14 protein-coding genes and 1 pseudogene are annotated in these 15658 nt (G+C 69.4%); 8 read left to right on the plus strand and 7 right to left on the minus strand.

Features of this window, described 5'->3' with window-relative positions:
- Nucleotides 1-23: 23 nt before the first annotated feature.
- Nucleotides 24-1355: a xylose isomerase gene (xylA, locus tag WMF22_RS29615; RefSeq protein WP_437293368.1), complete on the plus strand. Its 1332-nt coding sequence runs from the start codon at nucleotides 24-26 to the stop codon at nucleotides 1353-1355.
- Here the strand turns inward: xylA and WMF22_RS29620 are convergent.
- The 5 genes from WMF22_RS29620 to WMF22_RS29640 form a co-directional block, all read right to left on the minus strand.
- Nucleotides 1336-2067, minus strand: coding sequence for a DUF2306 domain-containing protein (locus WMF22_RS29620; RefSeq protein WP_437293369.1), 732 nt, complete (start codon nucleotides 2065-2067; stop codon nucleotides 1336-1338). The two genes, xylA and WMF22_RS29620, sit on opposite strands and share 20 nt — an antisense overlap.
- Before the next feature lie 130 nt (nucleotides 2068-2197).
- The gene (locus WMF22_RS29625) at nucleotides 2198-2854 is read right to left on the minus strand and encodes a response regulator (protein WP_437293370.1); all 657 of its coding nucleotides are present in this window, start codon (nucleotides 2852-2854) and stop codon (nucleotides 2198-2200) included.
- A complete protein-coding gene (locus WMF22_RS29630) occupies nucleotides 2851-4008 on the minus strand; it encodes a sensor histidine kinase (protein WP_437301629.1) in 1158 nt (385 codons plus the stop codon). Before WMF22_RS29630 ends, WMF22_RS29625 begins: the two co-directional genes overlap by 4 nt.
- 226 nt (nucleotides 4009-4234) lie before the next feature.
- On the minus strand, nucleotides 4235-5041 hold the full coding sequence (locus WMF22_RS29635) for a hypothetical protein (protein ID WP_437293371.1): 807 nt from the start codon (nucleotides 5039-5041) through the stop codon (nucleotides 4235-4237).
- Between the two features lie 478 nt (nucleotides 5042-5519).
- Complete coding sequence (locus WMF22_RS29640; protein WP_437293372.1) at nucleotides 5520-6635, minus strand: glucuronyl esterase domain-containing protein; 1116 nt, start codon at nucleotides 6633-6635, stop codon at nucleotides 5520-5522.
- A gap of 1295 nt (nucleotides 6636-7930) precedes the next feature.
- On the opposite strand from WMF22_RS29640, the gene WMF22_RS29645 reads away from it, so the two are divergent.
- On the plus strand, nucleotides 7931-9274 hold the full coding sequence (locus WMF22_RS29645; RefSeq protein ID WP_437293373.1) for an erythromycin esterase family protein: 1344 nt from the start codon (nucleotides 7931-7933) through the stop codon (nucleotides 9272-9274).
- Nucleotides 9275-9325: 51 nt separating this feature from the next.
- Entirely contained in the window at nucleotides 9326-9805 is a 480-nt protein-coding gene (locus tag WMF22_RS29650; RefSeq protein ID WP_437293374.1) for a YbhB/YbcL family Raf kinase inhibitor-like protein, read from the plus strand.
- Nucleotides 9806-9971: 166 nt separating this feature from the next.
- Here WMF22_RS29650 and WMF22_RS29655 read toward each other — a convergent pair whose 3' ends face one another.
- A complete protein-coding gene (locus tag WMF22_RS29655) occupies nucleotides 9972-10265 on the minus strand; it encodes a hypothetical protein (protein WP_437293375.1) in 294 nt (97 codons plus the stop codon).
- A gap of 574 nt (nucleotides 10266-10839) precedes the next feature.
- Between WMF22_RS29655 and WMF22_RS29660 the strand changes: the two genes are divergently transcribed.
- From WMF22_RS29660 to WMF22_RS29670, 3 genes are all read left to right on the plus strand, one after another.
- A complete protein-coding gene (locus WMF22_RS29660) occupies nucleotides 10840-11250 on the plus strand; it encodes a hypothetical protein (RefSeq protein ID WP_437293376.1) in 411 nt (136 codons plus the stop codon).
- Nucleotides 11251-11485: 235 nt separating this feature from the next.
- Entirely contained in the window at nucleotides 11486-12274 is a 789-nt protein-coding gene (locus WMF22_RS29665; protein ID WP_438031956.1) for a DUF5819 family protein, read from the plus strand.
- A gap of 4 nt (nucleotides 12275-12278) precedes the next feature.
- Nucleotides 12279-13265, plus strand: a complete 987-nt coding sequence (locus tag WMF22_RS29670) for an HTTM domain-containing protein (RefSeq protein WP_437293378.1) — start codon at nucleotides 12279-12281, stop codon at nucleotides 13263-13265.
- 66 nt (nucleotides 13266-13331) lie between these two features.
- Here WMF22_RS29670 and WMF22_RS29675 read toward each other — a convergent pair whose 3' ends face one another.
- Nucleotides 13332-14327 (minus strand): quinone oxidoreductase family protein, encoded by a 996-nt coding sequence (locus tag WMF22_RS29675; RefSeq protein ID WP_438031957.1) that lies wholly within the window; start codon nucleotides 14325-14327, stop codon nucleotides 13332-13334.
- Nucleotides 14328-14645: 318 nt separating this feature from the next.
- Between WMF22_RS29675 and WMF22_RS29680 the strand changes: the two are divergent.
- Nucleotides 14646-15010 (plus strand): annotated as a pseudogene (locus tag WMF22_RS29680) (P1 family peptidase); the annotation flags it as partial.
- 66 nt (nucleotides 15011-15076) lie between these two features.
- A complete protein-coding gene (locus tag WMF22_RS29685) occupies nucleotides 15077-15529 on the plus strand; it encodes a P1 family peptidase (RefSeq protein ID WP_438031958.1) in 453 nt (150 codons plus the stop codon).
- The last annotated feature ends 129 nt before the right edge of the window (nucleotides 15530-15658 follow it).

Below are 15658 nucleotides of genomic sequence, written 5' to 3' on the forward strand. Positions count from 1 at the left end.
AACCACGAGCTGGAGATCCGTTTATGACCGTTGTCACTGGAGACAGAGAGTACTTCCCGGGTGTTGGCAAGATCCCCTACGAGGGGCCTGAGTCCGACAACCCCCTCGCCTTCAAGTGGTACGACGCCAACCGCGTCGTCGCCGGCAAGGCCATGAAGGATCACTTCAAGTTTGCCGTGTGTTACTGGCACACGTTCTGCGGGCGCGGGCACGATCCGTTCGGTCCGGGGACGATCAACTTCCCCTGGGACGAGGGCAAGGACGCGCTGGCCCGCGCTCGCATGAAGATGGACGCGAACTTCGAGTTCATCACCAAGCTGGGCGCGACGCACTACTGTTTCCACGACATCGACCTCGTGGAGGAGGGCGAGAACCGCGCCGAGACGTCGCGCCGCCTCCAGACCATCGTCGAGTACGCCAAGCAGAAGCAGGCGCAGTCGGGCGTCAAGCTGCTGTGGGGCACGGCGAACCTGTTCTCCAACCCGCGTTACATGAACGGCGCCTCCACGAACCCGGATTTCTCCGTGCTGGCCTACGCCGGCGCCCAGCTCAAGGACGCCCTCGACGCGACCATCGCGTTGAACGGTGAGAACTACGTGTTCTGGGGCGGCCGCGAAGGGTACATGAGCCTGCTGAACACGGACATGAAGCGCGAGAAGGCGCACTTCGCTCGCTTCTTGACCATCGCCCGCGACTACGCGCGCGCGCGCGGCTTCAAGGGGGTCTTCTTCATCGAGCCCAAGCCCATGGAGCCCTCGAAGCACCAGTACGACTTCGACGCCGAGACCGTGATCGGGTTCCTGCGCGAGCACGGCCTGGACAAGGACTTCAAGCTCAACCTCGAGACGAACCACGCGACGCTCGCCGGCCACACCATGGACCACGAGATGCAGGTGGCCGCGGACAACGGCATGCTCGGCAGCATCGACGCCAACCGGGGCGACTACCAGAACGCGTGGGACACCGATCAGTTCCCCTACAACATCAACGAGACGGTCGAGATGATGCTCATCCTGCTCCGCAGCGGTGGGTTCCAGGGCGGCGGCGTCAACTTCGACGCCAAGCGCCGCCGCAACTCGAGCGATCTCATCGACACCTTCCACGGGCACATCGGCGGCATGGATGTGTTCGCCCGCTCGCTCCTCATCGCCGATGACCTGATCCGCAAGTCGCCGCTCGAGGCGATGCGCAAGGCGCGTTACGCGTCCTTCGACGGCGGCAAGGGCGCCGAGTTCGAGCAGGGCAAGCTGACGCTGGAGCAGCTGGCCGAGATCGGCAACGCCGGCGGTGAGGTCAAGCTCACGAGCGGTCAGCAAGAGCTTTACGAGAACATCGTCAATCGCTGGATCCGATAAGCCGAGCGATCGCGGGGACGACAGCCGGGCGACGCAGCTGCGCGCCCGGCTGTTTCTCTTTCCGAAGAGACGCAGCTCTCCTGCGGATGATCCACTCCGCGACGGCGACGTTGATCACCCAGCCGGCGCCCATCAGGACCGCTCTGACGCCCTCGCCCGGCGCGCCGAAGAGCAGCACCCACGGCACGTGGGTCAGCACCTGAGTCCCCGCGCCCAGGCCGATCGCGTAGCCGCGCAGCATGAAGGCGCCGTGACGGACGAAGTCGCGCCGCGAGATGGCGACGAGGCCGAGCACGAGCGACATGAACATGGCAGAGCCGAACAGCACCCGGAGGACGGCGAGGGCGTCGCCGTCCCCCTTGGGGAGCTCGTAGGACGCCTGCATCCACAGACCCGAGGCGGCAGCGACGAGCCCTGACGGGGCCACGGCCCACCCCGCCGCGCGATGCCAGCGAGGCTTCCGGCGGCGAACGCCCGAGGAGAACTGGAACGCACCCAGCACCGAGAATACGCTGACACTGAGAATGTGCAGCACGATGGGCACGGGCGCAGCGAAGAAGCGGGCGTTGTCCGGGGTGACCTTGGCGCCGGCGCTCAGCTCGGCCAGGCGGAAGGCGCCGGCCACCACGGGGACCGCGCTGAGGCCGAGCAGCAGCGCGGGTACGAGCCAGTCTCGCTTCGCCGAGGGGGTCGTGGTGCTCTCGTTCGTCATGCCGAAAAGCTAGGGACGGCCCTCGTTGCCTCGCAATTGGCGCAAATGTCGGATCTGGGTCGGCCGATTGCCCGATGGGGCGATCGTACTTTCGGCCAGGCGCACCGCCACCTGGCCCCGGGCCGGCGGGTCAGTCGCGGACGCGACCGGTCTCGTAGGCCCAGATGGCGATCTCGACCCGGTTGCGCGCGCCGAGCTTGGTCATGAGGCTGGCGATGTGCGCCTTGACGGTGCTCAGGCTGATGTGGAGCTCGTCGGCGATCTCGGCGTTGGTTCGACCGCGGGCCACGATGAGGAGGACCTCCTCCTCGCGGGTGGTGAGGGCCTCCCCGGGCTGTGCTCGTGGCAGCTGGGGGCGAGAGGCCGCGAACGAGGAGAGCAGGCGGGCGGTGACACGCGGCGCGATCAAGGCGTCGCCGCTCGCGGCGGCGCGGATGGCCTGCGCGAGCAGCTCGGGACCGGCGTCTTTCAGCAAGAAGCCGCGGGCGCCGGCCTTGAGGGCAGAAACCACGTAGTCGTCATGATCGAAGGTGGTGATCACCACGACCGCCAGAGGGCGGTCGACGGTCGGGCCGGCGAGCCGTCGGGTAGCTTCGATGCCGTCGATCCCGGGCATGCGGATGTCGAACAGGCACACGTCGGGGCGGAGGGCGAGCGCCAGCTCGACGGCCTTGTGTCCGTCGTCGGCGACGCCCACGACCTCGATGTCAGGCTGGGCGTCGAGGAGGATGGTGAGCCCGGTGCGGACGATCTCTTGGTCGTCGGCGACGATGACGCGAATGCTCATGTTGTCCGTCCATTCCGAGGCAGCACGGCCGTCACCGTCCAGCCGCGCCGTGGGCCCGGGCCCGCGTGGCACGTACCGCCGAGCAGCGTCGCTCGTTCGATCATGCCGACCAGCCCGTATCCCGCCGACGTGGGATCGCCGGCGTGGGCCCCCTGGCCGTCGTCGGTGACCCGCAAGCGCACGGACGTGTCGTCGGCCGTGACCTCCACGTCGATCCGGGTCGCGTGGCGAGCGTGTCGGCGAGCGTTGGTGATCGCCTCCTGCGCGAGGCGAAAGATCGCGGCGGAGACCGACGATGGCAGATCATCGAAGCTCCCTGTCAACTTCACCTCGACGGGAGCGCCTGTGGCGGATGGGCCCGCGAGCTGTCCGAGGTCGGCGACCCGCGGGCTCGGCGCGAGCTCGGCCGGCTCGCCGCGACGCAGGAGCCGGACCATCGCGCGCATCTCGCCGAGGGCGCGAGACGCCTCGTCCGCGATCACGCGGAGCGCGTCGACGGGCGCCTCGGGGCGAGCCGACGCGGCGACGAGGCCAGCCTGCGCGCGGATCGCGATCGCCGATACATGGTGGGCCACGGTGTCGTGCAGGTCGCGGGCGATCCGCTCTCGCTCGGCCAGCTTGGCTTCATCGAGCTCTCGCAGGCGCACGCCATCCCGGTAGCGCACGGCCGCGCCGAGCGCCATCGTGGAGAGCAGGACGGCGTAGCCCCCGATGACATCGCCGGTCCTGGCATGAGAACGGATCATGTCGACCGCCGCCGAGGTCACCATGATCGGCAGCCCGATCATCGCTTCACGCCCCGTACCCCACCGGAACAACGAATAGGGCAGCAGCACCATGTAGACCATCGCGTAGAGCCCCGGCGACGCGCTGCCGGTCGCCATCACGGCGAGCTGGTTCGCGATGAGAAGGCCGAACGCGATCACGACCACCTGCAGCGGCCTGGTCCTCCGCCAGAGCAGCGTCGGCAAGAGCCCGATGCAGAGCACCAGCGATGCGATCCGCCACGGCAGGTCGCGCCGGATCGCGACCTCGAGCGACCCGAGCGCGGCGAACACGGCCACGAGCACCCAGTCCATCCGGACGCGTCGAGGGGGGTGCGGCGCTCGCGGCTCGGACCACACGGATCGAAAGAACGCGCGCACCTGCCTCATGATGAGGGCCGGGTTGACTCCATGCCCATCGCTCGAGCGAACCAGCACGACGACCTGGCGTGCTGGTCGCAGCATAGACCGGATGGACGCCGTGCACGAGGTCTCGATGGGGGCGCTCTCGCGATGGTCCGTCGCGCCGCGCGGATCGACGCCCCGAAGCCGCCGGCAGGGAGGCCTCCCCTGTCCGGTGGCTCACGTCCTCGACTCGGCCACGGACCGGCGCTCGTTACAAGCAGAGCCCCTGTCCGCAGACGAGCCTGCATTCACAGCCGGTCTCCTGGAAGCCTCCGGAGATGTTCATGCTGGTGGTGCCGGCCGCGCTCAGGTTGGCTTCGATCCTCTCGAGGGCGCATGCCGGGAGCTTGAAGTTGTCGGTGATCTGTACGTCCTCGCCCACGCTGCGCAAGGCGTCGAGCCGCAGCGTCGCGAGCTCCGGGTTTCGATGGATCCAGAACCGCTCGTCGACGGCCTCGAGCTTGCGAAAGTCGGCTTCCAGCAGCTCGAACGCCAGATAGATCCACAACGTACCGCGAACGCGCACCAGGTTCGGCATGCGGATCGCCTTGATCTGCGCCGTGACCAGCTCCCCGCTCGAGGCGCTGCCCTCGGCCTGGATACCGCCCACCTCGAGCAAGCTGGGCAAGTCGAGCGTTCCGGCGAAGTCGGGGCTGACCGAGATCGTGCCGTTGATCGTGGAGTAAGCGCGCGCCGCGAGGGCGTCCGCGTCCGACGCGATGAGCAGATCGCCTTGATGGACGCTGCCCTCGAGCGCCTCCGGGCCGCTCTCGCAATCTCCAGCGCCGCCCTCTCCGGCCCCCCCTGCGCCCCCGGCAGAGGCGCCCGACGTCGCGCCAGGGTCCGTGTCTCCGCCCGAGCCGCCCTCCCCCGCGCCGCCGCCGTCGCCGCCCCCGCCCAGACCTCCCGACGGACCGTGAGACGCCCCGCTCGTTGCGCCGCCCGAGCCCCCCGTGATCGTGTCGCCCGCGCCGGCGCTGTTCCCATCGCCCGACCCGCACGCGACGAGCAACGACACCGCGACCATCGACGTGAGCCGGTCAAGCCACGATCGAGCCGACCGTCGGATTCTTGCGCCTTCTCCGGCAGTTCCGGCAGCTGAATTCACACCGTTCATGAGAGAGGAGGAAATCGAAACGTTCCCGGAGCGTCAAGCCCACAACGGCGCCCGAGGCGACGGCGAACTGCAACGACCTCGATTACCTCCGTCCGCGCCGGAATGCCGCCGGGCCGGGCGCCCGCACAGGCGTTGAAGCTTCGCGCCGCGTTTTGCTACATCCGAACGTTTACGTGGTCGTGGTCGTTCACGGCGTACCGTTGACGACCACGACCACGTTCACGTGGGTGACCGATGGTGGTGAGGGGGCCGGCCCTCGCGGAATGGCACGGAGACCGGGGGCTCTCGGGGAGGGAAGCTTCGAATGATCGACGCCAGGAAATCACGCCCAATGGGGGGGGCAAGGCCAGAATGGCGTTCATACCCCCCAAGGGCATCACTACTGCAGCACCGTATCCATATCCCAGTCAATCCACATGTCTTCCCATTCGCTGACCGGCTGCTGAACGCCATTGTCCAGGATGCCCATCACGTCCGTGTTTGCGCTGGCATTGCCGTCGAACGCTCGCTTGAACATCTCGCCTGCAAGAGCGGTCTGAGAGCCCGAGGCGGCGCAGTGGCTCGCGCTGTACATCTGGAAACCCATGCGCTCCGGGACGCCGAGCGCCTTCCACACCGGCTTCGCCGCCCATGCGGAGAGCGCCTCGCAGGTCCCGCCCAGGTGGCACCAGGAGTCCTTGCCGTTGGCATTCGTGAAGTGCACCAGGTGCCGTGGAGCGATGGTCGCCAGGAGCATGTGTGTATCGAAGGGGAGGTTGTACACCTTCGAGGGGTCGCTCCGGAGCCAGCGGGCCGCGCCGGTCACCCAGGGTCCGCAGATACCGTTGTCCTCGAGGTTGTCGATGCTCTGAGGCTTGGCATCCCGGCACTGCCAGACAGAACCACCTTCACCGTGCCTGAACCACTCCGCCTGGCGCAGGTTGGCTACACCACCACCGCCCGACTCCACGATGACGACCACCGGCGCACGACTGAAGACACCCGCCAGGTAAGCACCCTTTCCACATCCGGAGCACCCCGACACCATCACCTTCGTGGGATCGTGTCCGCTGCCCGGGTTCTTCTCCAGCACGTCCATCACCCGGTCGATCATCCACCCGTTGGCGATGTTGGTGTTGACCTCGGACAGGCCGAAAAGATTCTTTATCTTGTCTTGAAAGCCGCTCCCAAACGACAGCGTTTTATGACTCGACGGGAAGATCCCACCCGACAGCTTGAGGGCGATCGCGCTGCCGGATCCGCTGATGCTCGCCGAGAAGGTCTCTGTCTTTCCACCTGCCTTGGCGGTGATCGAGACGGTACCTCCGGATACGGTTCCGGTCACCTCATCCGGCTCGGGAGGAACCGGACCGTAAAGGTACTTGGCCGCCATGGCCAGGATTTCCTTGCGGCGGCACTCCCACTGCTCCTTGGTCGTGACCTTCGTTCCGTTGAAGAACGTGAACGGATCCGGGAGCTTCCGGTTGACCTCGGTCAGACCACTCGGCTCGGGCAACGTGGGCAGGACACAGTTGAACTCGCCGCCGCCAGTCCCGCTGGTCGCGCTGGCCCCGCCAGTCCCGCTGGTCGCGCCAGCCGGGGAGCCGCCCGTGCCGGCTCCGCTCGTCGCGGCGCCGCCGCCCGTGCCGGCTCCGCTCGTCGCGGCGCCGCCGCCCGTGGAAGCACCGCTGCTCGCGGGGCCCGCACCCGTGGTGACCCCCCCGCTCCCGCTCGGTGTCCCGCCGCCTGAGCCCGAAGCATCTCCCCCGGCACCGCCGGTTCCTACTTCTGAAGCGCAGCCAGGGAAGTTCAAGAGGGCGAGGACGGGGATCGCGAGAGCGGTTAATTTGCGCGAGGCACGAGAACGGACAGACATGAAGGCCTCCATGTTTCGAGTGCAGTGGCGGAATGCGACACGCGGTCCTTGACACGTAGTACGTGACACGCGGGCAAACCGCCGTACTTATAGCAGACGATAGGGAAATTTGTGCGTTTTTCGCGTTGGTGACGATGCTTTCGTGACGTGGGCGAACTTGCGCGCTGACTATGCCAGTGGCACGTGAACGAGAAACTCCAGGGCGCGGTGCGAGTCGTTCGCCGTCAAGCCGAGGACCCGTCAATCGAGCTATGAGAACGGCGCTCCCGGGGATCGGGGGAGCCAGTCCCGGATCTGGCTCTGCGCTCCGCTCGAGCTCTTCGCCTCCTCGCTGTGCTCTCTGCAGTCGCCTGCGGCGGGCGGACGTCGCTCGATGATGATGAGGAGAAGCTCTTCCCGGACGACGCCTCCGTTCCAGCCGGGTCCGGAGGAAAGAGCCTCGGAGCCGGTGGTCTCGGGGCTGTCGCTCGGGCCGCACGCGACGAACAGGGGAGGAGGGCCGTTCGGGGGAGAGGTCTGGAGAAGGCTGGCCGGAACGACATCACCAGATGCCCATTCCCAGCCGAGGGCAGTTCGATCACGCTTATCGCTGGGAATCGTACGACCGGAGCAGGCAGCATCTGGTCGGGATGCAAATATTCAACAAGCTTGCAGTCGATGTGATCCGGATCGTCTCCGGGAACACCTCGCGAAAGCTCGCACCTGCGGGGCATCCGAGGAAGCGACGCTCGTTGGCGAGACTTTTTTCGTCGCGTCGCGTTGACGCAGAGTCTGGTCATCTGCTCATCGTCGGAGGACGAACCGGACTGCGGCGGCGATGTGCCGGCGGAGGCGCGGGCTCAACGGCGCCGGGCGGCCCTTCTTCCGCCGCCAGGCGGCCTGCACACCCCGCGCGAGCTTGCCGTTCCGGCGCCGCGCCCCAGGAGGATCCCATCATGGCTCGACTGCGACGCCTCATCGAGCCGCGGACGCGCGCGACGCCCGACCTCGTGGCCGCGCTCCGCGCGCTGGCTCGGCCGCTGCGCTCCACGGCCGATCTCGACCCCTTGATCGAGCGCATCGGCGGCGCGCGCTGCGCGCTCCTGGGCGAGGCGACGCACGGGACGCGCGAGTTCTACACGTGGCGGGCAGCGCTCTCCAGGCGGCTGATCGTCGAAGCGGGGGCCTCCTTCATCGCCGTCGAGGGCGACTGGCCCGATTGCTACCGCGTCAACCGCTATGTGAAGGGCTACGCGGACGCGGGGAGCAGCGCCCGCGCGGTGCTGCGCGCCTTCGATCGCTGGCCGACCTGGATGTGGGCCAACGAGGAGGTCGCCGATCTCGTCGAGTGGCTGCGCAGGCACAACGAGGGTCGGCCCGAGGAGCAGCGGGTCGGCTTCTACGGGCTCGACGTCTACAGCCTCTGGGACTCGCTCCGCGAGGTCATGCGCTACCTGGAGGGGGCCGCCCCCGACGCGCTGCCGGCCGCGCGGCGCGCGCTGCGCTGCTTCGAGCCGTACGCCGACGACGCCCAGGAGTACGCCCGGGCGACGGTGCTCGTGCCGGAGTCGTGCCAGGCGGAGGCCGTCAAGCTGCTCGCCGAGGTGCGCGAGAGAGCGCCGGAGTTCGGCGCCGACGGGCGCGACGGGCACTTCGTCGCCGAGCAGAACGCGCTCGTGGTCAAGAACGCCGAGGCCTACTACCGGGCGATGGTGCGCAGCGACGCGGCGTCGTGGAACGTCCGCGATCGGCACATGGCCGAGACGCTCGATCGGCTGCTCGAGCAGCACGGCCCGCGCGGCCGCGCGATCGTCTGGGCGCACAACACGCACATCGGCGACGCGCGCTTCACCGACATGGCGGAGCGGGGCGAGGTGAACCTCGGCCAGCTCGCCCGCGAGCGCCACGGGGAGGAGCGCGTCGCGCTCGTCGCCTTCGGCGCCCACCGCGGCACCGTGATCGCCGCCCGGGCGTGGGACGCGCCGATGGAGGTGATGCGCTTGCCGGTCGGGCGGCCCGAGAGCTGGGAAGACCTGCTGCACGAGGCGGGCGGCCGGGATCAGCTGCTGATCTTCGAGCCGGGGCGGCTGCCGGAGGAGTCGCTGGCCTGGCGCGGCCACCGCGCCGTCGGCGTCGTCTACCACCCCGAGTACGACGGGTACGGGAACTACGTGCCGACGGTGCTGCCGCGCCGCTACGACGCGCTCCTCTTCGTCGATGAGTCACAGGCCGTCCGGCCGCTGCACCTCGCGCCGCGGGCCGAGAAGGAGCCGCCGGAGACCTACCCCTCCGGCGTCTGACGCCGGCTGCATGGCGCGCGCAGTGCAAAGCGCGCTGGGCGAGGTGAACCGATGCTCTCGTTACAATCTCCCGATTTCCACCATGGCGACGTGATCCCGATCGTGCACACCTGCGAGGGGAAGGACGTGCCGCCCGCGCTCTCCTGGTCGGGTATCCCCGGCGGCACGAGGAGCCTTGCGCTCATCGTCGACGACCCGGACGCGCCCGATCCGCGCGCCCCCAAGACGACGTGGGTCCACTGGGTGCTCTACAACATCCCGCCCGACGCCAGCGGCCTGCCCGAGGGCGCGCGCAAGGCCGATCTGCCGACAGGCACGCTCGAGGGAAGGAACGACTGGAAGCGCGCCGGCTATGGCGGCCCATGCCCGCCGATCGGCAAACACCGTTACTTCTTCAAGCTGTATGCGCTCGACACGGTGCTGCCCCCGCGAGGCGGGCTCACGAAGGTGGAGCTCGAGAAGGCGATGGAAGGACACGTCCTCGCGCGTGTCGAGCTCGTCGGGACGTACCAGAAGCGGGGCGGCTCGTAGAGCCGAGCGCCGCCGGCCCCCGCGCGCGTTCGCCTTCGTGCGCCACGGGCTCATCCGCGTCGCTCGACTCGCTGCGGCGTACCTCCGTACGCCTCGCTCGCCTGCCCGGCGGATGAGCCCGTACCACGAATCTACACCTCGCCATGAACGCGCCTCCGGCGCGCGCTCATTCGCATGTACAGACCGGGCGGCCGTCATCGTCACAGTAGCACTGACACACTCCATCAGGACACGTGACGACCTTATCGCCCTTCGGGCAGGTGGCGACGCACGAGGCGACCGAGACCCCCTCGACGCCCGCCGCGATCTCGGCCTCGCTGGCCTGCGAAAGGTCAGGCTCATTGGCCTCGACCAACACCCCCGCTCTGCCGTCCACCGCCTCCGCGGCCGCGCTCCTCCAGAGCGCCGTGGAAGCGGGCAGCACCGACAACACGAACACCGATAACAGCGTACCGCGCATCTTCACTCCTCCTGGTCAGCGATGCTTCCATGAATGGGCATCCTTGATGGGCAGGGGCCGAGCACGCGGCGTGCCGAACGGCGCGGCCGGCGGCCGAGCTCGCGGCGCCGCGGCAGGTACGGGAGCGCTGCCCCGCGTGCGTCCGCGGTGTTCGCACGGCGGAGCCAGCCCGGCCGCGCGGGTTGAGCTCGCCTGTCCTGCCGTATCCTCACCACGGGCGGCGAGATCGTCGCTTCGAACGCGACAATCCGAGCAAAGGGTTGCGCGCGATGGTTTGCTCGAACACGCAAGCCGGCCGCCGGTGAATGGCGCCGCCGAGCGGCCGCGGCCCCACATTGGCGCTGTGAGAGGGCGCGGCGCGCGCTGGCCAGCGGAGAACGCGGCTGGCACGACGGGTGCTCTTACGTTCGACCGCAAGCAGGACACAGGGGCACATGACCCGCGAGCTGGCCTGATGCACCGAGCCCGGTGGAGCTGCTCGAACGCAGGGGCTCCGCGCGGTCGGCAAACGCAGCTGGCGTGTCTGACCTCTCTGACCATCAACCATCACGAGATCGAACGAAAGAGGAAGAACATGACACGAAAGATCATCACCGCGGTCGCTGGGTTGTCGTTGTTCGTCGGCGTGGCGATGGCGCAGGCGGCGACGCCCGCCACCTCGAGCCTGAGGGGTCGCTCAGTCCTCAACGCCGAGGCGAGCGCCGGGATCCCCGAGAAGGTGGCGTACTACAGCGGGTACCCTGGGGCCAACGTGGCCACCTCGACGAACATCGGCCTCGCCGGCATCGCCATCGGGACCTCGGGGTCCGTCGCCCAGTCGTCGGTCGCCCAGGCCGGCGGGTACGGCAACGTCGGTGTCGCGACGGCCAACGCAGGGGGCTTCCACGGCCGCGGCGGCCACGGCCGTGGCCACGGAGGCTGGAGGAGGATCGCGCTGAACGACGCACCGGCGTCCGGTCAAGCAGACATCCTCTTCGACAACTAGCGTTCCGCCCGCCAGAGGTCCGGCCAGGGATGGCCGGACCTCTGCGCCGCTTCGCCGCGGCCTCGCGCGGGCAGACCTGGCTGGTTTCCTCGGGGCTCCGCCCCGCTCCGCACCCCGGCGGCCTCGAACGGCCCCGGCCGGCCCGCTGGGGCCGGAGCATCCACGGGCCGCGCGCGGCGCTCCGGCCGCGCGCGGCCTCCTCTCCGACGACCCCGAACCCGGGATGGACGAAACCATGCGCCGTTTACTCCGTGTGCTCTCGACGTCCGCGCCCGCGCTGCTCGCCGCGGCGCTCTGCTTTCATTTCGCGATGACACTGGGCTACCTGACGCCGCAGAACCCGCTCCAGCTCCGCTTCGCGCGGCTCATCAGCGGCTACATGAACCCGTTCTTCGAGCAAAACTGGCACCTCTTCGCCCCCGATCCCATCACCGACACGCGCCTCGTGATGGTCGCCTGCCGCCTGCGCGAGCCGGACGGGAGCACGACCGAGACCGGGTGGACCGATATCACGACCCCCTACTGGGAATCCCACCTGGAGAACCGGCTCGGCCCCGCGACGCGCCTCGGACGATCGGTGACGGGCGCGGCGCGCATGATCTACACCGTCGATCCGACGTCGCTGCAGATGGCGAAGAAGCTCGATCAGCAGCGCACGCGCGCGCAGGCGGGCGGAGGCGGCGCGGAGGCGTCCGATGCGCAGGTGGCCGACATGCTCAGGGACGAGGTGAAGAAGGAGCAGGAAGCCGTCGGTCAGCTCGGCAAGAGCGTCCTGGAGCGGGCCGGCTCCGCGCACTGTGACAGCCTGTACGGCCCGAGCCGCACCGCCGCGGTGCGGATGCGCCTGGCGGTGCTGAAATTCCCGCGCTTCTCCCGGCGCGACCTGCCCGACTCGAAGGGTGAATTGACGTACTATGATTTCGACTGGGCTCCCCATCGACCGGTGGCGCCGCTGGACGCGACGACCGAGGACAGACGAGAGACGCCCGTGGCCCTCCAGGCGGCGGCCGCGGAGGAGAGGTGACGCCATGCTGAGCAAGCTGAACGCACGCTGGCACCGCATCGTGGCGCTCGCGAGCCGCGAGCGCTGCCTGATCGGGGCCAGCCTCTTCCGGATCGTCGCCGGACTGACCATCCTCCACCTCTACCTGGCCAACTACTTCCAGCGCCATTATCTCTATGGCCCCGAGGGGGTGTGGCCCTTCGCGCGGTCGCTCGAGGAGGCCCACAACACCGGCGCGTTCTCGATCTACCTGCTCAGCAGGTCGCCGCTCTACTTCGAGGTCGTCTTCCACCTCGCCATGCTGTTCACGGCGCTGTGGGTGATCGGCTTCCGCACGCGGCTCATGTCGCTGCTCACCTATGTCGGGCTCTGGTCATTGCATCAGCGGAACCCCGTCCTGCTCGACGGCGGCGACAACCTCGTCCGGCTCGCGCTGCTGTACGGCATCTTCGCCGAGCTCGGCGCGTACTTCTCGCTCGACGCCGATCGCCTCCGCGCGCAGCGGGAGCGCGGCGGGGAGCTCCAGCGGATGAAGGCGATGCTCCACAACGCGGCGATCCTCGCCTGCGCCGTCCAGGTGTGCCTGGTCTACGGGGTCGCGGGGCTCTACAAGGTGCAGGGGGAGCTGTGGCAGAACGGGACGGCCCTTTATTACATCACCCGCGTCGGCGAGTTCACGTGGCCCGGCCACAGCGACAGCCTCTCCCGCAGCGTGGCGGTGGTGACGGCGCTGACCTACGCGACCGTCGGGTTCCAGCTCAGCTTCCCGTTCCTGTTCGCCCTGAACCGGCACACACGCAGGCTCTCGCTCGCCGCGGCGTTCCTGTTCCACGCCGGCATCGCCGTCATGATGGGGCTCGGCACGTTCGCGGTATTCATGATCAGCGTCGAGCTCGCGCTCATCGCGGACGCGGAATACCGGGCGATCGGCGCGTTCGCCAGGCGGCTCGTGTCCTTCGAGGCGCCCTCGCTCCGGCGCCTCCTGCCCGCGCGCCGGATCCAGACGAAGTAGCGCGGCGCGGGCGCGCTCGAGCGCCCGCCCGATCTCCCCCTGCCTCCCAGCGATCCCCGCCCGGCCTCACCAGCCTTCCGCCACGCGGATCGCGATCTTCCCGATCGTGCGGCCCGACTCGATGGCGCGGTGCGCCTGCGAGAGCTCGCGCACCGGGTAGCTCGCGCTGACGATGGGCCTGATGTGGCCTTGCGCCGCCAGCTCCGCCACCGCGGCGAGCGCGCGGCCCTGCGCGTGCGGGTCGAGCCGCCAGATCGTGGCAGCCCCCATCACGTGATAGAGGAGCGACGCCGCCTTCATGAACAGCCTGTCCGCGACCGGCGCGGGCGTCGGCACGATGCTCACCACGGTGCCCATCGGCGCCACGGCGTCGAGCGCCTGATCCAGCGCGCGGCCGCCGGCGTTGTCGAAGGCCACCGCGACGCCCGCCCCACCGGTCAGGTCCCGGCACGCCTGGCCCACGTCCTGCGTCGTGTAATCGAGCACGACCGCCGCGCCGAGGTCGCGGCAGAGCGCCGTCGACTCCGGTCGGCTGGCGGTCGCCACCACCCGCAGCCCGAGGTGACGCGCGAGCTGCAGCTGCAGATGGCCCACGCCGCCCGCGCCCGCGGTGACCAGCACCGCGGCGCCGGGCGCGGGCCGCGCGCGCGAGAGGCATTCCCAGGCCGTGACGCCCGCGAGCGACAGGCAGGCAGCCTGCTCGTGGGAGAGGGCCGCCGGTTTGCGCGCGAGGGTGCGGCTGTCGGCCACCACCCGCTCCGCGTTCGCGCCCTGCCCGAACAGGCTGGGTGAGCCGAACACCTCGTCTCCGACCGCGAGATCGTCGACGCCGGGGCCGACCGCGTCGACGATCCCGGAGACGTCATAGCCGAGCACCAGCGGAAACTGCCGCTCGATGCGGCGCGGCCCGAGCGCCGCCGAGCGCGCCCGGATGTCCGCCGGGTTGACCGACGACGCGATCACGCGCACGCGCACCTGATGGGGTCCGGGCGCCGGCTCGGGCAGCTCCAGCGGCACGAGCTGCGAGGCGTCGCCATGTTGATGGATTCCGATTGCCTTCATGCGTTGCAGTCCTCTCGAGCGACGCCGGCGTGCGGCCGCTCGGGCGCAGTGTGGCCGCCGGCGGCGGCCCTGTCCCGACCGGTTCGTCGCGATCTGCGCTCTCCGGGAATCGCCATGCGCTCACCGTTATGTAATACATTTAACAATATCGAGTGGGGAGCGCGGTCGCTCACCCCGAGTTGGTCAACCCCTGCTCAGGCGCGCGATCTCGGCTCGCACCGCGGCTCGGATCGCTCGCGGCGCACCGCCAAGGACACGGCCTGCTCGGGCGGCGTCCGACGCGCCTGGCACGGAGGTTGATATCGCCGCTCCCCGTGGATGCCGAAACCCTCTCTCGGCCGCGTCCCGTCACCGGGCCGCACGTCGCGCCTGGCCGCCTCGTCCTGCCGCTGCCCGATCGCTCGCCGCCCGGACGAGGCGGGCAGCGCGCCCTTCGCGCCCGGATCCACGAAGCGCGCGGGAGACGCCGTGCGCGCGCGTGATCTCGGCGTCGCGCCTGGCATCTTCGACCCGGGCCCGCTGAACGCGATCACCGACGTGGGCGGCGTGCGCGTCGGGCACGCGACGCTGATCGAGGGAGACGCGATCCGCACCGGCGTCACCGCCGTATTCCCCCACGGGGGGAACCTCTACCTCGACCGCGTCCCCGGGGCGATCCACGTGGGCAACGGGTTTGGCAAGCTCGTCGGCGCGACCCAGGTCCGCGAGCTGGGTGAGCTGGAAACTCCCATTCTCCTCACGACCACGCTTTGCGCGTTCCGGGCCGCCACGCTTTCCGGTCGCAGGTCGAGGCGGCGGCGGGGGACGGCTCCATCCTCATCCTCGTCGCGACCGACGCGCCGCTGTCGGATCGCAACCTCGGGCGGCTCGCCGCCCGCGCGATCCTGGGCCTCCCGCGCACCGGATCCTCCGGCGCGAACGGCTCCGGCGACTACGCGATCGCCTTCTCGACGAGCGCCTCGGTGCGGCGCCGCTCCGGCGCGAAGCGGCTCGCGATCACGGAGCTCTCGAACCAGGAGACGTCCGCCCTCTTTCAGGCCGTGATCGAGGCGACGGAGGAGGCCATCTACAACTCGCTCTTCACGGCCGAGACCACCACGGGGAGCGGTCGCACCGTGGACGCCATTCCGCTGGATCGCGTCCGTGAGGTGCTGTCGAGGCACGGCGTCCAGCGTCCGTCCGGCCGCTCCCGCCCTGCATGACGCAGGAGACCGCTGCGGGCGGGCCGGAGCGAGAGCTCGCCGCCGTTTCCCGTGGCGCAGCGAGGTGCTTTTGGCAACATCACGAATCGACCGGGCGCCTCGGAGACCAATCCGGCTCTGGACACCCTC

The sequence above is a fragment of the Sorangium sp. So ce204 genome (assembly GCF_051526795.1).
GTDB lineage: Bacteria > Myxococcota_A > Polyangia > Polyangiales > Polyangiaceae > Sorangium > Sorangium cellulosum_B.

Coding starts and splice junctions, on each gene's coding strand:
- WMF22_RS29660 (WP_437293376.1), top strand. CDS start 10,840: ATGACACGAAAGATCATCACCGCGGTCGCTGGGTTGTCGTTGTTCGTC.
- WMF22_RS29630 (WP_437301629.1), bottom strand. CDS start 4,008: ATGAGGCAGGTGCGCGCGTTCTTTCGATCCGTGTGGTCCGAGCCGCGA.
- WMF22_RS29655 (WP_437293375.1), bottom strand. CDS start 10,265: ATGCGCGGTACGCTGTTATCGGTGTTCGTGTTGTCGGTGCTGCCCGCT.
- WMF22_RS29645 (WP_437293373.1), top strand. CDS start 7,931: ATGGCTCGACTGCGACGCCTCATCGAGCCGCGGACGCGCGCGACGCCC.
- WMF22_RS29625 (WP_437293370.1), bottom strand. CDS start 2,854: ATGAGCATTCGCGTCATCGTCGCCGACGACCAAGAGATCGTCCGCACC.
- WMF22_RS29650 (WP_437293374.1), top strand. CDS start 9,326: ATGCTCTCGTTACAATCTCCCGATTTCCACCATGGCGACGTGATCCCG.
- WMF22_RS29620 (WP_437293369.1), bottom strand. CDS start 2,067: ATGACGAACGAGAGCACCACGACCCCCTCGGCGAAGCGAGACTGGCTC.
- xylA (WP_437293368.1), top strand. CDS start 24: ATGACCGTTGTCACTGGAGACAGAGAGTACTTCCCGGGTGTTGGCAAG.
- WMF22_RS29670 (WP_437293378.1), top strand. CDS start 12,279: ATGCTGAGCAAGCTGAACGCACGCTGGCACCGCATCGTGGCGCTCGCG.
- WMF22_RS29665 (WP_438031956.1), top strand. CDS start 11,486: ATGCGCCGTTTACTCCGTGTGCTCTCGACGTCCGCGCCCGCGCTGCTC.
- WMF22_RS29675 (WP_438031957.1), bottom strand. CDS start 14,327: ATGAAGGCAATCGGAATCCATCAACATGGCGACGCCTCGCAGCTCGTG.